Annotated in this window: 18 protein-coding genes and 1 tRNA gene; 5 read left to right on the top strand and 14 right to left on the bottom strand. The window is 62.8% G+C overall.

Going from position 1 to position 16923, the window contains the following annotated elements; genetic code table 11:
* Positions 1-5: 5 nt before the first annotated feature.
* Positions 6-884: an SMP-30/gluconolactonase/LRE family protein gene (locus FJ443_RS17780; RefSeq protein ID WP_140517088.1), complete on the top strand. Its 879-nt coding sequence runs from the start codon at positions 6-8 to the stop codon at positions 882-884.
* A 195-nt stretch (positions 885-1079) separates the two neighbouring features.
* Here FJ443_RS17780 and FJ443_RS17775 read toward each other — a convergent pair whose 3' ends face one another.
* The 9 genes from FJ443_RS17775 to map all read right to left on the bottom strand — a co-directional run bounded on the left by FJ443_RS17775 (position 1080) and on the right by map (position 10054).
* Positions 1080-2396, bottom strand: a complete 1317-nt coding sequence (locus FJ443_RS17775; protein WP_140623395.1) for an ArgE/DapE family deacylase — start codon at positions 2394-2396, stop codon at positions 1080-1082.
* A 2-nt stretch (positions 2397-2398) separates the two neighbouring features.
* The gene (locus FJ443_RS17770) at positions 2399-3355 is read right to left on the bottom strand and encodes an ABC transporter permease (protein ID WP_140561491.1); all 957 of its coding nucleotides are present in this window, start codon (positions 3353-3355) and stop codon (positions 2399-2401) included.
* Positions 3352-4338 carry an ABC transporter permease gene (locus FJ443_RS17765; RefSeq protein ID WP_181175000.1) on the bottom strand — a complete coding sequence of 329 codons (987 nt, stop codon included), beginning with the start codon at positions 4336-4338 and terminating at the stop codon, positions 3352-3354. Before FJ443_RS17765 ends, FJ443_RS17770 begins: the two co-directional genes overlap by 4 nt.
* An 8-nt stretch (positions 4339-4346) precedes the next feature.
* A complete protein-coding gene (locus tag FJ443_RS17760; RefSeq protein WP_140495805.1) occupies positions 4347-5333 on the bottom strand; it encodes an autoinducer 2 ABC transporter substrate-binding protein in 987 nt (328 codons plus the stop codon).
* Between the two features lie 31 nt (positions 5334-5364).
* On the bottom strand, positions 5365-6135 hold the full coding sequence (locus tag FJ443_RS17755; RefSeq protein ID WP_140495806.1) for an ATP-binding cassette domain-containing protein: 771 nt from the start codon (positions 6133-6135) through the stop codon (positions 5365-5367).
* A 27-nt stretch (positions 6136-6162) separates the two neighbouring features.
* Positions 6163-6939: a glutamine amidotransferase gene (locus tag FJ443_RS17750; RefSeq protein ID WP_140665095.1), complete on the bottom strand. Its 777-nt coding sequence runs from the start codon at positions 6937-6939 to the stop codon at positions 6163-6165.
* A 36-nt stretch (positions 6940-6975) separates the two neighbouring features.
* A complete protein-coding gene (locus tag FJ443_RS17745) occupies positions 6976-8157 on the bottom strand; it encodes a PfkB family carbohydrate kinase (protein ID WP_140521013.1) in 1182 nt (393 codons plus the stop codon).
* Between the two features lie 231 nt (positions 8158-8388).
* Positions 8389-9177 (bottom strand): DNA repair protein RadC, encoded by a 789-nt coding sequence (gene radC / locus FJ443_RS17740; RefSeq protein WP_140521012.1) that lies wholly within the window; start codon positions 9175-9177, stop codon positions 8389-8391.
* A gap of 49 nt (positions 9178-9226) precedes the next feature.
* Entirely contained in the window at positions 9227-10054 is an 828-nt protein-coding gene (gene map / locus FJ443_RS17735) for a type I methionyl aminopeptidase (protein ID WP_140517079.1), read from the bottom strand.
* Positions 10055-10263: 209 nt separating this feature from the next.
* On the opposite strand from map, the gene FJ443_RS17730 reads away from it, so the two are divergent.
* The 4 genes from FJ443_RS17730 to FJ443_RS17715 all read left to right on the top strand — a co-directional run bounded on the left by FJ443_RS17730 (position 10264) and on the right by FJ443_RS17715 (position 11884).
* Positions 10264-10662, top strand: a complete 399-nt coding sequence (locus FJ443_RS17730; RefSeq protein ID WP_140521011.1) for a hypothetical protein — start codon at positions 10264-10266, stop codon at positions 10660-10662.
* A 108-nt stretch (positions 10663-10770) separates the two neighbouring features.
* Positions 10771-11007, top strand: coding sequence for a hypothetical protein (locus tag FJ443_RS17725; RefSeq protein ID WP_140521010.1), 237 nt, complete (start codon positions 10771-10773; stop codon positions 11005-11007).
* A 178-nt stretch (positions 11008-11185) separates the two neighbouring features.
* Positions 11186-11482, top strand: a complete 297-nt coding sequence (locus tag FJ443_RS17720) for a DUF982 domain-containing protein (protein ID WP_140517077.1) — start codon at positions 11186-11188, stop codon at positions 11480-11482.
* Positions 11483-11524: 42 nt separating this feature from the next.
* Entirely contained in the window at positions 11525-11884 is a 360-nt protein-coding gene (locus FJ443_RS17715; RefSeq protein WP_226880309.1) for a DUF6074 family protein, read from the top strand.
* Between the two features lie 40 nt (positions 11885-11924).
* Here the strand turns inward: FJ443_RS17715 and FJ443_RS17710 are convergent, their stop codons facing one another.
* The 5 genes from FJ443_RS17710 to phaC all read right to left on the bottom strand — a co-directional run bounded on the left by FJ443_RS17710 (position 11925) and on the right by phaC (position 16875).
* Positions 11925-13067, bottom strand: coding sequence for a hypothetical protein (locus FJ443_RS17710; protein ID WP_140665092.1), 1143 nt, complete (start codon positions 13065-13067; stop codon positions 11925-11927).
* A gap of 166 nt (positions 13068-13233) precedes the next feature.
* A tRNA-Glu gene (locus FJ443_RS17705) sits at positions 13234-13308 on the bottom strand.
* Positions 13294-13518: a hypothetical protein gene (locus FJ443_RS17700; RefSeq protein WP_140517073.1), complete on the bottom strand. Its 225-nt coding sequence runs from the start codon at positions 13516-13518 to the stop codon at positions 13294-13296. Before FJ443_RS17700 ends, FJ443_RS17705 begins: the two co-directional genes overlap by 15 nt.
* A 57-nt stretch (positions 13519-13575) precedes the next feature.
* On the bottom strand, positions 13576-14823 hold the full coding sequence (locus tag FJ443_RS17695; RefSeq protein WP_140665089.1) for a YcbK family protein: 1248 nt from the start codon (positions 14821-14823) through the stop codon (positions 13576-13578).
* Positions 14824-15039: 216 nt separating this feature from the next.
* Positions 15040-16875 (bottom strand): class I poly(R)-hydroxyalkanoic acid synthase, encoded by a 1836-nt coding sequence (phaC, locus tag FJ443_RS17690; protein ID WP_140665086.1) that lies wholly within the window; start codon positions 16873-16875, stop codon positions 15040-15042.
* Positions 16876-16923: the final 48 nt, after the last annotated feature.

Raw genomic sequence — 16923 nt, 5'->3', positions numbered from 1 at the left:
ACGGCATGAAGATCGAAGTCGTGGTGGACGTGAAGACCACGCTTGGCGAGGGACCGCTCTGGGACGTCGAGCAGGAGCGTCTCTACTGGATCGACAGTTTCGACGGGCGCGTCTTCCGCGCGACCGCCGACGGGCGCGAGATCCGCTCCTGGGACGTGCCGATGAAGATAGGCTCGATGGCGCTGCGCAAGGATGGCGGCGGCGCTGTCGTCTCGTTGCAGCGCGGTTTCCATCTGCTCGATTTCGCCACCGGCGAGGTGACGCCGATCCATGATCCGGAGCCGGACAAGCCAATGAACCGTCTCAACGACGGCAAGGTCGACCGGCGCGGCCGCTTCTTCGCCGGCTCGATGGACACGATGGAAGAGGGGCCGTCCGGCGGCCTTTACAGGCTCGATCCGGATTTCTCCGTCACCAGGATCGATTCCGGCATCATCTGCTCCAACGGTCCATGCTGGAGCCCCGACGACCGCACCTTCTATTTCGCCGACACCTGGACCGGCGAGATCTGGGCCTATGATTACGACATCGAGACCGGTACGGCCAGCAACCGCCGCACCTTCGTTCGCGTCGATACCAGCCGCGGTGGTGCCGCCGACGGCTCGACCGTCGATGCCGAAGGCTGTCTGTGGAATGCGCTGGTCTATGACGGCCGCCTGGTGCGCTACGCGCCGGACGGCAGCATAGACCGTATCATCGACATGCCGGTGAAGAAGATCACCAGCGCCATGTTCGGCGGACCGAAGCTCGACACGCTCTACGTCACCTCGATGGCCAAGCCGCCGCTGCCGCGTTTTCCCGGCGATGGCGTGCTGCGCGGCAGCCTGTTCGCCATCACCGGCCTTGGCGTGACCGGAGTTCCCGAGCCGAGGTTTGGTGGCTGACGGGCGGCCTCTTAGAGCAGTTCACCGTTTCATGGAAACGGCGAACCGCTCTATCTCTTTGTTTTTGCGCAATTCCATAGGGAAAGCGCTACGCGCTTTTCCCGGGAAAACCGTACACACTTTTCCTGGAATTGCTCTCGCCGCTCCTCCCGGACGTCTTCCGCAAACTTCCTGCCGCTCGCAGTCAGCTAAAAACTATCGGCACCATTTCTCCACCGCTAAGGCGATGGCCTTCGTGCAGTCGACGAGATCGCGCACCGAAACGCGCTCGTTCGGCTGATGCGCCTGCGCCGGATCGCCAGGACCGAAGTTGACGGTCGGGGTGTTGCCCAGGCCGGTCGGCAGGCCGATGTCGCTGTGTGCGCCGAAGCCGCTCAGGGCCGGCGACAGGTCGGCTGCTTTGACGGCCTCCTGGAACAGGCCGACAAAGGGGTTGTCCGACGGGATCTCGGCGCAATCGGCATCGAGGATCCATTCGACACGGGCAGGGTGCTTTCGCAGATAAGGATCCGCCTGGCAGACATTGGCGATGTGCTCTTCGATTTCGCGTTTGACATTGCCGCCCAGCCTGAACTCGTCATGCTCGCTCGGCAGATACTGTACGTCGATGATGATCTCGCCGCGTCCTGCCATGGAGGATGGATGTTCGCCGGCATTGATCTGGGTGACGATGATCTGGTTGGGCAGGTCCATCAGCGGGTGGTTCTTCCTGGGATCGAACATCCATCGCCGGTTGAGGATGTCGATGCCGTCGAGGATCTGCCGGCAAAGCTGGACGGCGTCGACCGGGCCGCTCGAATACCAGGCGTTCGGCGTCAGTTCGGCATGGCCGCCTATGCCGTCGATGATGATCTTGCCCCACAGAATGCCGTGACAAAGCGGTGCGATCCTGTTCGCCGTCGGTTCCGTCATGATGCCGGCGTCGGCGCGAAAGCCGCGATCAACCATGGCGAGCGACCCCATGCCGCCGATTTCCTCGTCGACGACGGTGGTGAAGACGACGTCGCCGGAGAGGGAAACGTCGAGTTCCTTCAGGATTTCGACCGCCATCAGCATGCAAGCGACGCCGCCCTTCATGTCGACCGTGCCGCGACCGTGCAGGAATCCATCTTTCAGGACAGGCTGGAAGGGATCGGTGGTCCAGTGCCCGGCGGCACCCGGCGGCACGACGTCGATATGGCCGGTCAGCATGATGGACCGCCCGCCGCCGGTGCCTTTCAAAACGCCGCCGAGATTGGGCCGGCCCTCGAACGTCCTGCCCTTGTTGGCGCCGGCACGTCCCTTGTATTTTTCGTAGAGTGCCGGGCCGTCTGGATCCCAGAGATCGGTCGAGAAGCCGAGTGCCTCAAGGCGCTTTTGCAGGTAGAGCTGGCAATCCCGCTCGCCGGGGCCGGCCTCCTTCGGATTCGATTTCACGATCGAAGGGAAGGCGACGAGATCGCTCAGCGTCTTAACGATGCGCTCGGCGGCTGCCTCGACGCGCGCGGCGATGGTCTCTTCCATGGAAGGCATTGTTATCTCCAACGTTGGGAAAGTCGGTCGGCGAGAAGGACGAAAACCAGAAGGGCGCCGACAATCCCCACCTGCCAGACCGTGTTGATGTTCAATTGCAAAAGGCCGGTCTTCAACGTGACCAGCAGCAGGACGGCCGCGAACACGCCGCCGACGCCACCGCGCCCGCCAGTGATGACGATGCCTCCCAGCATGGCCGCGGTCAGCGATTCCAGTTCGAGGTTCTGGCCGATATTGGGCCTGCCGCTGCCGAGCCAGGCGAGAGAGACGAGGCCGGCCGCACCGGCAAGCGCGCCGCTCAGCACATAAAGGATGAAGCGCACGCGATCGACCGGGATGCCGACCAGTTTGGCCGAACGTTCATTGAAGCCCATGGCGTAGATCCAGCGCCCCCAGGCCGTCGAGAGCAGCACGAGACCGGCAAGCGCGAAGCAGGGGACGGCGAGCGTAAGGAAAGGCACGGGGATGCCCATGATCGCACCGCGCCCCCAAACTAGCAGCCAGGCAGGCACGCCGGACTGGGCCGCGCCGCCGGTGACCGCAAGCGCCAGGCCGGAATACACGAAAAATGTTCCCAGCGTCGCGATGAAGGGGAGAAGGGCGAGCCCGTTCACCAGCCATCCGTTCAAGGCGCCGAGCATAGCGCCAGCCAGGATGCAGACGACCGGCAACAGAAGGGGTGGCAACCCCAGCTTCAGGGAAAGCATGGCAACGATCGCCGAGAGCGAAACGGCGCCGCCAACGGACAGGTCGATGCCCGCGCCCCCGGCCAGGACGACCAGCGCCTGTCCAAGGCCGACCAGGGCCAGGATCGTCGAAAATTGCAAAATCGTGGTGACGGTGCCGAGATTGAAGACCGAAGGCTTGAGCGCCAGCAGGCCGACAATAACGACCAGCCAAAGGCCGCACAGCAGAGCCAAAGTGAGGGCGGGGCCCTGCAGGTTCCGGATCCTGTTCATGCGCGGGCTCGCAGGAATTGGGCAAGCGGCAGCCGGTTGGAGACGGCTTCGAAGCCGAGCACGCCGATGATGAGAACGCCGGTAACCACAGGCTGCCAAAGCGAGGGGACGCCGATCAGAAGCAATCCATTCTGGAGAATTCTCAGAAGCAGTACGCCGAAGACCGTGCCGATCAAGCTGCATCTGCCGCCCAATATGCTCGTGCCGCCGAGAATGACCGCGGCGATCGCATCGAGCGCCAGCGTGCTGCCGATCGTCATCTCCACGTTGCGGTAGGTGGCGACGTAAAACGTGGCGGCAATGCCAGTCAGGACGCCACTGATGACGAAGGTCATGAAGCGTACCTTGACTACGGGGATTCCGGACAGCCGCGCCTTTTCCTCGGAATTGCCGATCGCGAGCAGATGCGGGCCGTAGGGGGTTCGCCGCAATGCCAGCCAGACGACCAGATAGGCGATGGCAATGACGATGGCTGGGACCGGAATGCCGAGTACGGTGGTTGCCAGAACATTGGTAAGGCTCGAGGGCAGGCCCGAGAGCCACTGCCCGCCGAGAAGGACAAAGACGGCGGTGCGGTAGACGCCAAGCAGGCCGAGCGTTCCCACGATTGCCGGAACGCGACCGAGGACGACGACGGTGGCCGTCACGCAGCCGAGCAGCGCACCGACCGCCGGGCCAGCGATGAGCGCCAGCAGCGGACTGCCGTCGGCGCTGAGCACGCGGCCGATGGCAATGGCCGCGAGGCCCATGATGATGCCGATCGACACGTCGATGCCGCCCATGGCAAGCAGCAATGTCATGCCAAGGCCGATCAGCAGCAGTTCGACGCTGTTGCGCAGGACCGTCGCCGCATTGCCTGGCGTCGCGTAGTGGGGCGATGCGACAGAAAAGATGACGATCGCCAGGAGACAGGCGGCAAGCAAGGACCACTCTCGCCCGTTCATGGCCAAAACGCCGTCTCCAAACTGTCGCACCGTGTTCATCCCAAGGCTCAGAAGTTGAACTTGTCGACATTGTCCTTGGTGAAGACCGCCGGCGGCCCGAGCAGCAGGATGCCCTTGGCGGCATCATAGGTGGCGGGCTTTTCGAGGCCGGCGATCTTGTTTTCCGCTTCGAAGCTCTTGCCGTCGATCAACTGCTTGCCGGCCCAGACCGTGAGATAGCCCAGCTGTTCGGGATCCCACAGCACGGTGAAGCCGAAGGCGCCGCTCTTCAGGTAGGATCGCGCCGTGTTCGGGCTGCAATAGCCCGTGCCTATGACGGAGCCGATCTTGCCGGCGGTTTCGATGGCCTGGGCGACGCCCGGACAGGTCGAGGATGCGACGGCGATGATGGCCTTGATGTCGGGATTGGCGGCCATGAGATCGCCTGATATCTGCGCGGCGCGCTCGGCCGTGCCGCCGGCGAATTGCGGAGCGAGCAGTTTCAGCTTCGGATATTTGGCGGTGGCCTCTTTCTGCATGAAGCCGATCCAGGCGTTGAGATTGGACGCCGTCGCCTCGCCGGAGACGATGCCGATCGTGGCGTCCTCGCCGACGCGCTTCACCAACTCATCGATGATCGTCGTGCCGAGCCCTTCGTCGGTCGCCTGCGCCACATAGACGGCACGGCCGCTGTCGGGTGCATCGCTGTCGCTGGTGAAAAGCTTGATGCCCTTGGCCTTGGCGCTCTCGACGACGGGCGCGATGCTGGACGCATCCAGCACGCTGACCGAGATCGCCTGGACACCCTGGTCGATCAGGTTCTGCACGATCTGCAACTGATCGACCGGGTTGGTGTCGACGGGGCCGGAATAGATGAAATCGACGCCCAGGTCCTTCGCGGCGCGATTGCCGCCGGCTTCCATGGCATTGAAATAGGGTATGCCGATCAATTGCGGGACGAAGGCGACCTTGGGCTTGTCGGCGGCATGCGCCGCCGTGGCGACCACGAGTGACAGCACGGAAACGGCGAGCGCTTTTTTGAGTTGAGAAAGCATTGGTTTATCCTCTCTGGAATGGACGTGCATTTCAGTTTGATTTTTCAAGCGCCCGCACGTCGGGATGAGCGCCTGTTATGAGCGAAACGACTTCCTCGTGATTGGTCTCGGCCGCCAGCCGTTCGGCCACCTTGCGGCCGCGCCGGAACACCACGATGCGGTCGGCGACCTCGAACACTTCGGAAATGTTGTGGCTGATGAGGACGACGGCACAACCGCGCGCGGCAAGCCGCCGCGTCAGTGCCAGAACCTTGCGGGTTTCGGCGACGGCAAGGGCCGCCGTCGGCTCGTCCATGATGACCAGCCTGGCATTCAGATTGAGGGCCCGGCAGATGGCCACGGCCTGGCGCTGACCGCCGGACAGGCTGCCGACGGGTGCTTCCGGATCGGAAATATGCGCGTCGAGCTCTTTCAGCAGGCCGTCGACGCGCTGGCGCATTTCCTTGCGCTTCAGGAAGGGAATACCCAAAATGGAGCGTTTCAATTCGCGGCCGAGAAAGACGTTTTCGGCAATCGACAGGTTTTCCGAGAGCGCCAGTTCCTGAAAGATCGTCGCGATCCCCGACGACGCCGCATCCTTGGGCGAGGAGAAAGCCACCGGATTGCCCTCGATGAGAAGCTTTCCATCGCTGGGCGGATGGGCGCCCGCCAGGATCTTGATGAAGGTGGATTTGCCGGCGCCGTTGTCGCCGAGAAGCGCCAGCACCTCGCCGGAGCGGATTTCCAGGTCGACATCGGCAAGCGCAGTCAGAGCGCCGAAGCGCTTTGCGATATTTCTGGCGACAAGAAACGGTTCTGTCATGGCGGTTCCCCGGCGGTTGCTGGTCGGCTAGACGGCCTTGCTGACCCAGCGCAGCACGTTGGTCCAAAGACGCGCATAGCCCGGCCATTCCACGAAGCTGTTGGGCAGCCAATGCGGGCCGATGTCCGACGTCCAGGCCAGCGTGCGGCCCTGGCCATGGCGGCCGGTGACCAGCAGCGGATGGCCGCCCTGATCCTGCGGCAACCGTGCGAGGATTTCGACGTCGTCGCGATCGCGAGCGATGACCTCGTTGGCGCCGAGCAGCAGCGGCCATTCGCCTTCGATGCCGGCAAAAATCGGGTGTTCCTTGGGGCCGGTGATTTCAGGCCGGAACCCTTCGGGAATCTCGAGCCGGTCGTCATAGGGGAGGCAGGTTACCGGCAGCGCCTCCTCGACGGCCGTGCGGTGCCAGCGCGCCTTGCCGTCGATGCCCTGGAAAGAGAAATAGCCGCCGATCATGACCATGCCACCACCGGCCTGCGTCCAGTCGCGCAGAAGCTTGAGCCGGTTGGGCACTGTCTTGCCGTGCAGCCAGACATCGGGGTGAAGCAGCAGCGAGTTCGCGCCGATGTCGGAGAGGATGATGGCCTTGTATTGCGACAGGCCCTCCGTGGTGAAAGGCAGCTTTTCGACGGCTTCATGGGCCGGCATGTAGTCGAGGTCGAATTCGCTGCTCTTCAAGGCATCGACCAGCGGCGTCGCGCCCAGGTGAAAGGTGACGCTGCCGAACTGATCGAACCCCTTGTAGTGGGTCGCCGAACTCATCCAGCTCTCGCCGACCAGAAGCACTCTTGTTTTCGCCATGACCAATACTCTCCTGGGTTCCCGTAAGTTGTTGGTTCAGCTTGCCAACATGGCGTTGTTCGCCAAAGCGGCAGCCTTCAAAGTCGCGAAATCCGCGATGTAGCCCTGTGCGCCTTCGACCGTGGTCGTCAGGCTCGCGCCGATCGCCGCATGGCGGGCGGCGTCGTCCAGCGACGCACCATGCAGCCAGAGGCTTAGGAATATGCCGGCGAAACTGTCGCCGGCGCCCGTCGCATCGACGCGGTCGACAGGCAGTGCCGGCACCTCGATCTGCGGTCCGCCATTCGCCGGAAAGACGACCGCGCCAAACTCGCCGAGAGTGAGCACGACCGTTCCGCGCGGCTTGATGCGCGCCAGCATCAGCCGCACCTCTTCGATCATCGTCGCCATCCTGGAGCGAAAGTCGAAAATCTCCCGCATCATCACATCGTTGATGAAGGTCAGGTCGATGTGCCGGACCATCTGCGTGAAGGTTTCAGGCGTGCGTGCGCTCTTGGGCAGGCCGGCCGAATGCAGGCTCACCCTCCAGCCGGCCTGATGAAAGCGCGCGATGGAAGCGGTCATCGTTTCGTAGTGGAAGCCTTCGATGTGAAGACAGGCCGGGCGCGGCTCGGGCTGGATGTCCAGATTGGCGGTCAGATCGATCTCGCCGAGTTCGAACGGTTCACTGATGATCGTGCGGCTGCCATTGCGCTCGATGATCACGATGGCCTGCGAAAGGCGGTTGTTGGGCGTGTTGCGGATCGGCAATGCGTGGACGCCCAGTTTGGAAAGCGCGCCGAGCGCCCAGTCACTCTCCGGGTCTTCACCGACCGCCGTCGCCAGTTCCACGTCGAGAGCGTAGGGCGCCCCAACACCGGCGGCGGCAACCGCGAGATTGGCCGCGGGCCCGCCCAGCGCCTTCTCGATATGGCTGGCTGTGATGCGGTCGTCGCGATGCGGCAGGACGTCGACGCGGCAGAGAAAGTCGACACTGACCCGGCCCGCGACCAGGAGCCTCGGCAGATGATCGAGATTCTTCGGCCTGTGGGGCGCGCGGCCCGGCAGCGAGCGCGCAAACGAACTCGGCCGGTACATCAGCGTGGCGATCGCCTTTTCGATGCGTTCGCGCGTGGCCTCCTTCAGGCCGGCAGTCCCGTTGATGAAGTTCGACACCGTTCCGATGGAGACACCGGCCGCGCGTGCGACATCCGCTATGGTTGGGCGCTTGCGTTGCAATGGTTGGCTCCGATTGAAGCGTTTCAAACGGTATCAACGGAAATGCCGCCCCTCAACGGAATTATCTTCTAAAAAGGTCTGGAATTTGCAGAGAAACTTGGAAAACTATGGCGATGTGGCCCCAATTGCGGGTCATTCGTTCCAGAATTGAACGTTTTTCAATTCTTAAGCCGAAAGACTGCGTCGGCGAATTGCCTGCTTTCATTCGGATAGCTTCGCCGAGCCGATGATCTAGATCAGCAGCAAGCCCTTCATGCTGGAATAGCCCTTGCGACCGATGATGATGTGGTCATGCACGGAAATGCCCAGCCGCTTGGCCGCGTCGATGATCTCCTTGGTCATCTCGATATCGGCACGCGATGGCGTCGGATCGCCCGACGGGTGGTTGTGCACCAGGATGATTGCCGTCGCCGACAGTTCGAGAGCGCGCTTGACCACCTCACGCGGATAGACGGGCGTATGGTCAACAGTGCCGGTCTGCTGCACCTCGTCGGCAATCAGCGTGTTCTTCTTGTCGAGGAACAGGATGCGGAACTGCTCGCGCGCCTCGAAGGCCATGGCTGACCGGCAATAGTCGAGAAGCTGCTGCCAAGAGGAGAGGATTTCGCGGCCATGGACCTCGCTGCGCGCCATGCGCTGGGCCGTCGCCGCAATGACCTTCAGGTCGAGCGCTACCACCGGGCCCACGCCCTTGACCTCCTGGAGGAGGCCGACGGGCGCGCCAAGCACCTCGGCCAGGGTACCGAAGCGGGAGAGCAGCGCCTTGGCGACCGGCTTGGTGTCGGCGCGCGGGATCAGGCGGAAGAGCAGGAGTTCCAGAAGCTCATAGTCGGGCAGGGCGTCCGGACCTGCCGAGGCGAAGCGTTCGCGCAAACGGTCGCGATGGCCGAGATAATGCGGCTTCTCCTCGATCCTCCTGGCCTTCGCAGGAGGCCGGGCTGTCCCAGGAGAGTGCATGGTCGCGGAAAGCTGCGCAGGCTTTTCTGCAAAGAAACTGCGCTCGTCGTCGTCACCTGACATCTCGTCTGCCCCCCAGCTCCCCGACCGCGAGCGCCGGGAGAACGAAACATTAGGCTGGCAGGCCGGGGCGGTCGAGCTTTTTGGGGGAGAGCGTGAAGATCTCGCAGCCGGTGTCGGTCACGCCGATCGTGTGTTCGTATTGCGCCGACAGCGAGCGGTCGCGTGTCACCGCGGTCCAGCCGTCCGACAGGACTTTCACATGCGGCCGGCCGAGGTTGATCATCGGCTCGACGGTGAAGATCATGCCGGGCCGCATCTCGACGCCCTCATTGGCGCTGCCATAATGCAGGATATTGGGCGCGTCGTGGAACAACTGGCCGACGCCGTGGCCGCAGAAGTCGCGCACCACCGAGCAGCGCTCGCCCTCGGCATAGCTCTGGATGGCCGCGCCAATGGCGCCGGTGCGGGCGCCAGGCCTGATCGCGGCAATGCCGCGCATCAGGCATTCGTGGGTGACTTCGAGCAGGCGTTCCGCCGCGCGTTTTATGGTGCCGACGGGGTACATGCGCGAGGAATCGCCGTGCCAGCCGTCGAGGATGTAGGTGACGTCGATGTTGACGATGTCGCCATCCTTCAGCGGCTTGTTGTCGGGGATGCCATGGCAGACGACATGATTGATCGAGGTGCAGGAAGACTTGGTGTAGCCGCGGTAGTTGAGCGTCGCCGGCAGCGCGCCATGATCCATGCCGAACTCGAAAACGAAACGATCTATGGTGTCGGTGGTGACGCCGGGCGCAACCATCGGCACCAGTTCGTCGAGGCAGCGCGCCGTGAGGTCGCATGCCTTGCGCATGCCGGCAAAACCTTCCTCGCCATAGAGGCGGATCTGGCCGGTGTTTCTGAGCGGTGCCGTGGCGGCGTCGAGATAAGTGACCATTGGTGTCCGTCTTGCCGGTGTGGCTCTGCAAGGGAGCCGGCGTGAAAATCTCCCCAGATTTGGCACTTGAGGGCAAAAGGTTCAAGGAAGAACTGCCCGGACACGACCAAGCGGCAGGGATATTCGGCGCGCCCCGGTGTCCTTGACGCCCTTGTTCCTTCCCTTTCAGTCGACCGTGCGGTAGGGCGAGGGAGGTTTTTGGAGATTTCATGAGCGTCGAGCACGCCAGATTGCCTGAAGCGCCGTTGAAGGCGGCCTGCTCATTGCTGATGAGCCTTGTGCTGCTGGCGATGCTGTCGCTTGGCCGGGCGGAGGTGCCCGTCTTTGCCGGAGCAGCCTCCGGTGTCGCCAGCGCCGGCGTGGAGCGGTCCGGCGAAGCGGCGGCGCTGCTGCGCATCACCGGCAAGGGGCAGGCGCTGGAAGTTCGTTCCGGCCGGCCGGCCCTGGTTAAGTTCGCCGGCGGCCATCCGGCCCTGCCGGCTCGGGACACCGTCTTTTCCTGGTTTGTTTCGGTTCCGCCGGCAGAGGTCGTCGCCGCCGACAGGGACGCCCGCACACCGTGGGCGACTGCCAATCAGCCGCGCGCGCCGCCATCGGTTCCGGCCTGAGCGGTTTCAACCGCTCCTTCACTCAAACCACTTCCTGTTCGCGCCTCGATCCGCGCGGCGGCTTCGGTCGCGCAGCGGTGCGTAGCGCGTCATTTCCGGATTGTTTCCATGCAACGTATCAAGACACTCAAGAGCCTTTCGCGCGCGGCCTGCGCCGCCATTTTCCTTTCCGTCCAGGCGCTCATCTGTATCGGAACCGTCTACTGGGCGCTGACGGAGACGCTCGGCCTTTCGGCGACAGGGGCACTTGTCCCTGGCGGGATTTTCGCTGTGCCGTCTGCTCTCGTGCTGCTTACGGCGGTGCGCATGGCCTTCGATGCGGAGACCGATCCCGCCAACCAGTAGCCGGACCGCCAAGGCGCCCGCGCTCGACAAGGCCGGGCGCCTTGGCGCTTGCTTGCGGCGGCTGCGGCAAAACGTCCATGACCGCGGAGACGCCACATTCCTGCGGTAGCGACCGGCCAGAGCAACTTTTTACGACGGATGGCGTTGCCGCTGGTGACGACAGTTCGGGAGATGGCGGATGGACAGACTGCAATTCGAGGTGCCGGTGCGTATCGCGCCCGGACCCGGCCTGCCTGTCGAGGAGATCTACAGCGTCGAACAGGCCCTTGATTTTCTCCAGGCCTGGCCGCTGCGCCGGCAAGGCCCGATTTACCAGAAGGCCTTCAACGCCTGCTTCGGCGCCACCGTGGACGTGGTCAAGACCGAGGATGCCTGCCGGGCGTTCATGGCGTTCTGCCGGGTGACCGGGCTGATGGCCCGGGACATGATGGCGCCGCGCAAGCGCGGTGGCCAGGCGAGAGGGCTGCAAGCCTGAGGTACGCTGCGCTCTTCGTTCTCCTGGCCGAACGAAGCATCGATGCCGATGCCATTAAGCTTCCGTTTCCACTTTCGCGGCTACGCCATGCTTGTTCGGCAATGGTTGATTCGTTGCGTCAGTCTCGTGGTTCGGAAGATGTCCCCAGAAAAAATCCGTGCATTCCCGATTGACCGTCAGGCATTCCTGGTTCGGGAGGTGGCTGCCAGGCTCGACAGTTTGCATGGCGACAGCGCCACCTCGTTCTGGAGGGCCAAGGCGACGGAGTTGTTCGATCTCGTCGTCAGGTCAGGCAGGGACAGGGCGGCGGCCAGCGACGAGGTGCGCAGGTTCTTCTTCGCCGTGCAAAAAGAGATATCGGCCGGCGCGGCCGCTGAGCCGATGCCAATTCTTTCCGCCTGAAGTGCTCCGCAAGGCGTCCCACAGCCGGTCCATGCCACCGCTAGCGGAACAGATATTTTGAAACTTCGGGGTTGCCGCGTCGCCACATGACGTTGTCAAGGAAGTAGTGGTGCACGTTGATGAAGATCAGCACTATGAAGAAGAACAGCGACGAACCCAGGACTTCCTTGTCGTAAGGGATCAAGGCAGTCAGTGCCGCCGGGATCAGCCAGAAACCGAGACCGCCGAGGATCCCGCCGGCGACGACGAACCCCAGGACTCGCGTCCTGTAGATCGGACCAAGAACGGAGAGGATTCTGGAGTCCGGAACCTTTTGTGCATCGGGACCGTCACGCTCGACATTGCTTTGATAGCGCCAGACCACGGCCAGGTACTGCAGCGAATGGAGAGCCGGCACCACGAGCAGCCAGAGCGGGTTTATTCTCACGACCAGGATCCAAAGATATAGGGATGCGATATAAGCGACGACGCCGTTATACGGCAGGCTGCCGCCATTTTTACTCCAGCGATTGATCAGCATCACGACGGTGGCGGCCGTGGAAGCGGCCGCGGCCGACAGCGCAATCGTGTTGAGCCACGCAGGCGTGGCAAACGTATAATATTCCAAGCCGTAATATTTTGCTTGGCTGACCGCCGTGTTCGTCTGAAGCCATGCGAACAGCCATACGGCATAGCTGTTGACCAGCAAAATTTTCTTGTCCGGATTGGTGAAGAACCTGCGCTTCAACACGGCGTCCACCATCAACATGCCGTAGCCTTGCTTGACGTAGTGCCAGCCCACGAAAAAGAACATCGCGTTGGCTGCGTTTCCGAGCAGCCGGCCGTTCGCCGTTATCGAGCCGTAAGCAAAAAACCCGACCATGAGCAGGGGAACGACAATGCCGGCGAAAATGTAGCGGATCTGGAGGCCCCTGTCGTATCCCTCGCCGCGCACCTTGCTTCCAAAATTGCGATAGAAGAGTTGGTAAGAGTGGGCGAAATGCGGATAGTTTATCAAGTAGGCCAGGAAAAACATCGCCGCCGCAACAAGGCTGTCGTATTTGGTAGGCACGAAGAACAGGGCCGGCAAAATCAGGAATGCGCTGCCGCCAAGCATGAGGAAGTCGGCCAGCGGGCCAAAGAGATATCTTTGTGGCGGCGTCGCCGCAGGAGCTCGAGCATCCGCCGAAAGGTGAACTGCCATATTAGCATCCCCTGGGAAAGCCGATTTAACCATCGAGCCTTGCCCTCGACAAGGTCGAGGCGGCGGAATGGTCAACACGTAAAATGACGTTTCGGAAGGGGGTGTTACCCTGTCCGGCGCAATAGCTCTTGACGCCGAAAGGAGCGGAGGGGACATCGAGTGAAGCTGGTACGCCCAAGGGGAATCGAACCCCTGTTACCGCCGTGAAAGGGCGGTGTCCTGACCGCTAGACGATGGGCGCGCTCAGATAAAAGCGGCTTATACTGGCGTTGTGCGCAACCGGCAACCCGTCAGGTGCCGGCTTGGACAACTTTTTTCCCGCCTGCCGAAGCGAGTGATTCACGCAGCGCCAGCGGCAATTTTTCTGGCGGCCGTCACCAGCCGCCGCGTGGATTTCCGGGCACTTTTCAGACGATTGCGGAAGCGGCCCGATGAAATGCATGTCGCTCAACAGTGAGCTCCGTTTCAGCGCGACGCGCTTTGGCGCGTCCAGCCGAACCGGCCCTGGTCAGCCTTCGCCACCGCTGCGCCGGCGGCAGCGCCAGTTCCAGTCGCGCTCGGGGCCGACGTCGACATGGACCGATTCGGTGTGGCAGTAGGTGCCGACGCCGCCGCGGCCGGGCATCGTCCTGACGTAGCTCGCCAGCTCCCATTTCGAGACGCCCGGCACCTGGATGTCGGCGGCGGCGCAATACATGTGCAGCGAATTCTTGGCGCCGTTGGCACGGCGGTTGCGGGCGGGGTCGCGATAGCCGGAGGTGACGACCATCTTGCGGCCGTAGTGGCCTTCGATCGTCTTGAGCACGCGCACCAGCGAGGGCTTGAGGCACGCCACGTCGACGCTCTCGTTCTGCTTCAAGAGGCCGTTAGGCGCGAGGCGCGCCATGCCGGCGGCGGAGGCTACCTGGTAGAGGCCGCCCGAACCTTCATCCTCGTTGAGGTCGACGTCGCTTTCGTCGTCGAGGCCGGATTTGCGCTTGATCTCGAACAGCGCCGTCTGGCGGACGCCCGGCAGGGCATCGCTGCCGGTGATGTGACCTGAGTCGTCGCCGAGCGAAGCCAGCTGCACCGGTTTCGCCGTGAAATCGGCCGAGGCCAGTGTAATGATCGGCTTTGCCGCCGCCGGGGCGGGCTTGGCCTGCACAGCCGGCTGTTCGCCTGCGCGCGTGTTGACCAGTGGAGCGGGCTTCGCCGAAGCCGGCGTGGCGCCAAACATCGAGGCCAGGAAACCCCTTTTCTTCGGCGCCTCCGCTTGCTGCGCCTCGCCAGCGGTCACATAGACCGGATTGTTCATCGCCGGTGTGGCGGCCTGCTTCGGCGCCGTCACGGCCGCGTCGGCGGCGGCGATCTTCTGCGCCGCCGCATCGGTCTGCTGCGCCGTCTGCGGCTGCTGCTCCAGCGATTGCGGCGTGTTTCCGGCAATCGTTTCAGCTTCAGCCGGCGCGGTGAGCGGGAAGGCCGCCTGCGGCTTGGTAATCGGCACGTAGGCGACCGTCTCGGGCAGCGCTGTGTCGCCTTCCGCCATCACTGTGGTCTGCGTGGTCGCCGTCTGCGACGACGAATCGCCGGCCACGATCGGCTTGTTTGTCGAGGCTGCGTTGATGTCCGACGCGGAGGCATTGTAGCCGGGCATGCCAACCGACATTGTGGGGTCGCCGGCCGAGGTGCAGGAGGCCAGGAGCACGGAGCAGAGCGCCGCCGCAATGGTGCGGCGTTCTCCCTTCGCGAGGCTCCACCCTGCTGATTTCAAAGTCAAATTCCCCCTCGATATCCGATCGGTATATCCTTGGCGCGGCGTCCGAACGGCTGCGTCGAGGTGCCCCTTGTCTCCGATCCGGAAACGAGACCTGTGTCAAATCAGCAAGCCTGGAAGTATTTTTGCGGCAATTGCCGAATTTAGGCGGCAAGATGGTTGACGACACCATTTCGCCCGCTTTTACGGGTCCGTCAACTCACCAGACATTACAGTCGGTTACACACGCACCTTGACATAGGTGCCGGGGGCATCACCAAAAGTTTTCATATGCTTGCCTGCTTTGCGGGCAGGCACGCGATTATTGTCCTTAGCCTCTATCCAGCTCTGCCAGTGCCGCCACCAGGAGCCAGGATGGTCGGTGGCCCTTGCGATCCACTCGCCGAAGTCGCCCTCCGGCTTGCCGCCGGTCCAGTACTGGTACTTGCCCGATGCGGGCGGGTTGACGACGCCGGCGATATGACCGGAGCCCGCCATCACGTATTCGACCTCGCCACCGAAATATTTCGAGCCGAGGAAGACGGACAGCGCGGGAGCGATGTGGTCTTCCCTGGAGGCGAGGTTGTAGACGGGGATCTTGATGTCGGCGAGCGAAACGGTGCGTCCGGCAAGTTCCATCCTGCCGCGCGAGAGGTTGTTCTCGAGATAGCAGTTGCGCAAATAGAAGGAGTGGTTGGCCGCCGCCATGCGTGTCGAATCGGCATTCCAGTAAAGCAGGTCGAAGGGCAGGGGATCCTTGCCGCGCATGTAGTTGTTGACGACATAGGGCCAGATCAGGTCGCCCGAGCGCAGCATGTTGAAGGCGGTCGCCATCTTGGTGCCGTCGAGATAGCCCTTTTCGTTCATCGCCTTTTCCACCGCCGCGACCTGTTCCTCGTCGACGAACACCTTGAGGTCGCCGGCATAGGTGAAATCGACCTGGGTGGTGAAGAAGGTCGCCGATTTGATGCGATCGTCACCCTCCTGCGCCAGCAGGGCAAGTGCCGCCGCCAGCAACGTGCCGCCGACGCAGTAGCCGATAGCGTTGACCTCTTTCTCGCCTGTGGCCTTCTCGATAGTGTCGAGGCCGTATTGCAGCCCCTCTCTTGTATAAGCCTCCCAGTTCTTCATGCCGTGGCGTTCATCAGGGTTGATCCAGGAGATGACGAACACGGTGTGGCCCTGTTCGATCGCCCAGCGGATGAAGGATTTCTGCGGGTTGAGGTCGAGTATGTAGAACTTGTTGATCCAGGGCGGGCAGATCAGCAGCGGCCGTTTCAGCACCGTCTCGGTGGCGGGATCGTATTGAATGATCTCGGCGACGTCGCTGCGGCCGACCACCTTGCCGGGGGTGGTGGCGATGTTGCGGCCGATCTCGAAGGGCGAGTAGTCGGCCTGACGCAGCTTCAGGTCGCCCTTGCCGGCCGCGATGTCCTCGGCCAGCATCTTCATGCCGCGCACAAGATTTTCGCCGTTCGAGGCGATGGTTTCGCGAAACAGTTCCGGATTGGTCAGGATGAAATTCGACGGCGAGATGGCGTTGGACACCTGCTTGACGTAGAAGCTCGCCTTGTGGCGGGTGTGGTCATCCAGGCCTTCGGCGTGCTCGACAAGATCAGCCGCCCAGCGCGAGGTGACGAGATAGGCCTGTTTCAAGAAATCGAAGAAGGCGTTGCGGCCCCATTCCGGATCCTGGAAACGCTTGTCGCCGCGCTCCGGCTTGACCGCGTCCTCGGTTCGCTCGGCATCGGCGCTGACGCGCTGGATGGCGTTCGCCCAAACCGTCATATAGCCGGCGAACAGCCGCGTCTGCGCTTCGAGCGCGCGTTGTGGGTCGGCAAGCCAGTAATCGCTGAGCTTGGAGAAGGTCTTCACCATGTCGACGACCGGTTCGGCGACATGGTCGCGCACTTCGCCCTTCTCGCGCGGCTCGGCCCAGGCGGAAGCCGCCTTGCCGGCCTGCTCGATCATGCGCGCCATGTTCAGGGCGAAGCGTTCCGGGTCCTTCACCAGATATTGCTCGACCGTCGAAGGTCCGCCATCTTCCGCTTTGCCCGAATCGGGTGTTTTGGACATGGTGCGCGGGGTTCCTCCCGAAGCGTTTTCTTGACATATTACCATGGG

The organism is Mesorhizobium sp. B2-6-1 (assembly GCF_006440475.1).
Classification (GTDB): domain Bacteria; phylum Pseudomonadota; class Alphaproteobacteria; order Rhizobiales; family Rhizobiaceae; genus Mesorhizobium.
Note: the sequence above shows the minus strand (reverse complement) of the source record. Positions and strands in the feature narration are given on the sequence as shown.

Coding starts and splice junctions, on each gene's coding strand:
- FJ443_RS17760 (WP_140495805.1), bottom strand. CDS start 5,333: ATGCTTTCTCAACTCAAAAAAGCGCTCGCCGTTTCCGTGCTGTCACTC.
- FJ443_RS17710 (WP_140665092.1), bottom strand. CDS start 13,067: ATGGCAGTTCACCTTTCGGCGGATGCTCGAGCTCCTGCGGCGACGCCG.
- map (WP_140517079.1), bottom strand. CDS start 10,054: ATGGTCACTTATCTCGACGCCGCCACGGCACCGCTCAGAAACACCGGC.
- FJ443_RS17720 (WP_140517077.1), top strand. CDS start 11,186: ATGGACAGACTGCAATTCGAGGTGCCGGTGCGTATCGCGCCCGGACCC.
- FJ443_RS17750 (WP_140665095.1), bottom strand. CDS start 6,939: ATGGCGAAAACAAGAGTGCTTCTGGTCGGCGAGAGCTGGATGAGTTCG.
- phaC (WP_140665086.1), bottom strand. CDS start 16,875: ATGTCCAAAACACCCGATTCGGGCAAAGCGGAAGATGGCGGACCTTCG.
- FJ443_RS17730 (WP_140521011.1), top strand. CDS start 10,264: ATGAGCGTCGAGCACGCCAGATTGCCTGAAGCGCCGTTGAAGGCGGCC.
- radC (WP_140521012.1), bottom strand. CDS start 9,177: ATGTCAGGTGACGACGACGAGCGCAGTTTCTTTGCAGAAAAGCCTGCG.
- FJ443_RS17780 (WP_140517088.1), top strand. CDS start 6: ATGAAGATCGAAGTCGTGGTGGACGTGAAGACCACGCTTGGCGAGGGA.
- FJ443_RS17775 (WP_140623395.1), bottom strand. CDS start 2,396: ATGCCTTCCATGGAAGAGACCATCGCCGCGCGCGTCGAGGCAGCCGCC.
- FJ443_RS17715 (WP_226880309.1), top strand. CDS start 11,525: ATGCCGATGCCATTAAGCTTCCGTTTCCACTTTCGCGGCTACGCCATG.
- FJ443_RS17755 (WP_140495806.1), bottom strand. CDS start 6,135: ATGACAGAACCGTTTCTTGTCGCCAGAAATATCGCAAAGCGCTTCGGC.
- FJ443_RS17725 (WP_140521010.1), top strand. CDS start 10,771: ATGCAACGTATCAAGACACTCAAGAGCCTTTCGCGCGCGGCCTGCGCC.
- FJ443_RS17765 (WP_181175000.1), bottom strand. CDS start 4,338: ATGAACACGGTGCGACAGTTTGGAGACGGCGTTTTGGCCATGAACGGG.
- FJ443_RS17770 (WP_140561491.1), bottom strand. CDS start 3,355: ATGAACAGGATCCGGAACCTGCAGGGCCCCGCCCTCACTTTGGCTCTG.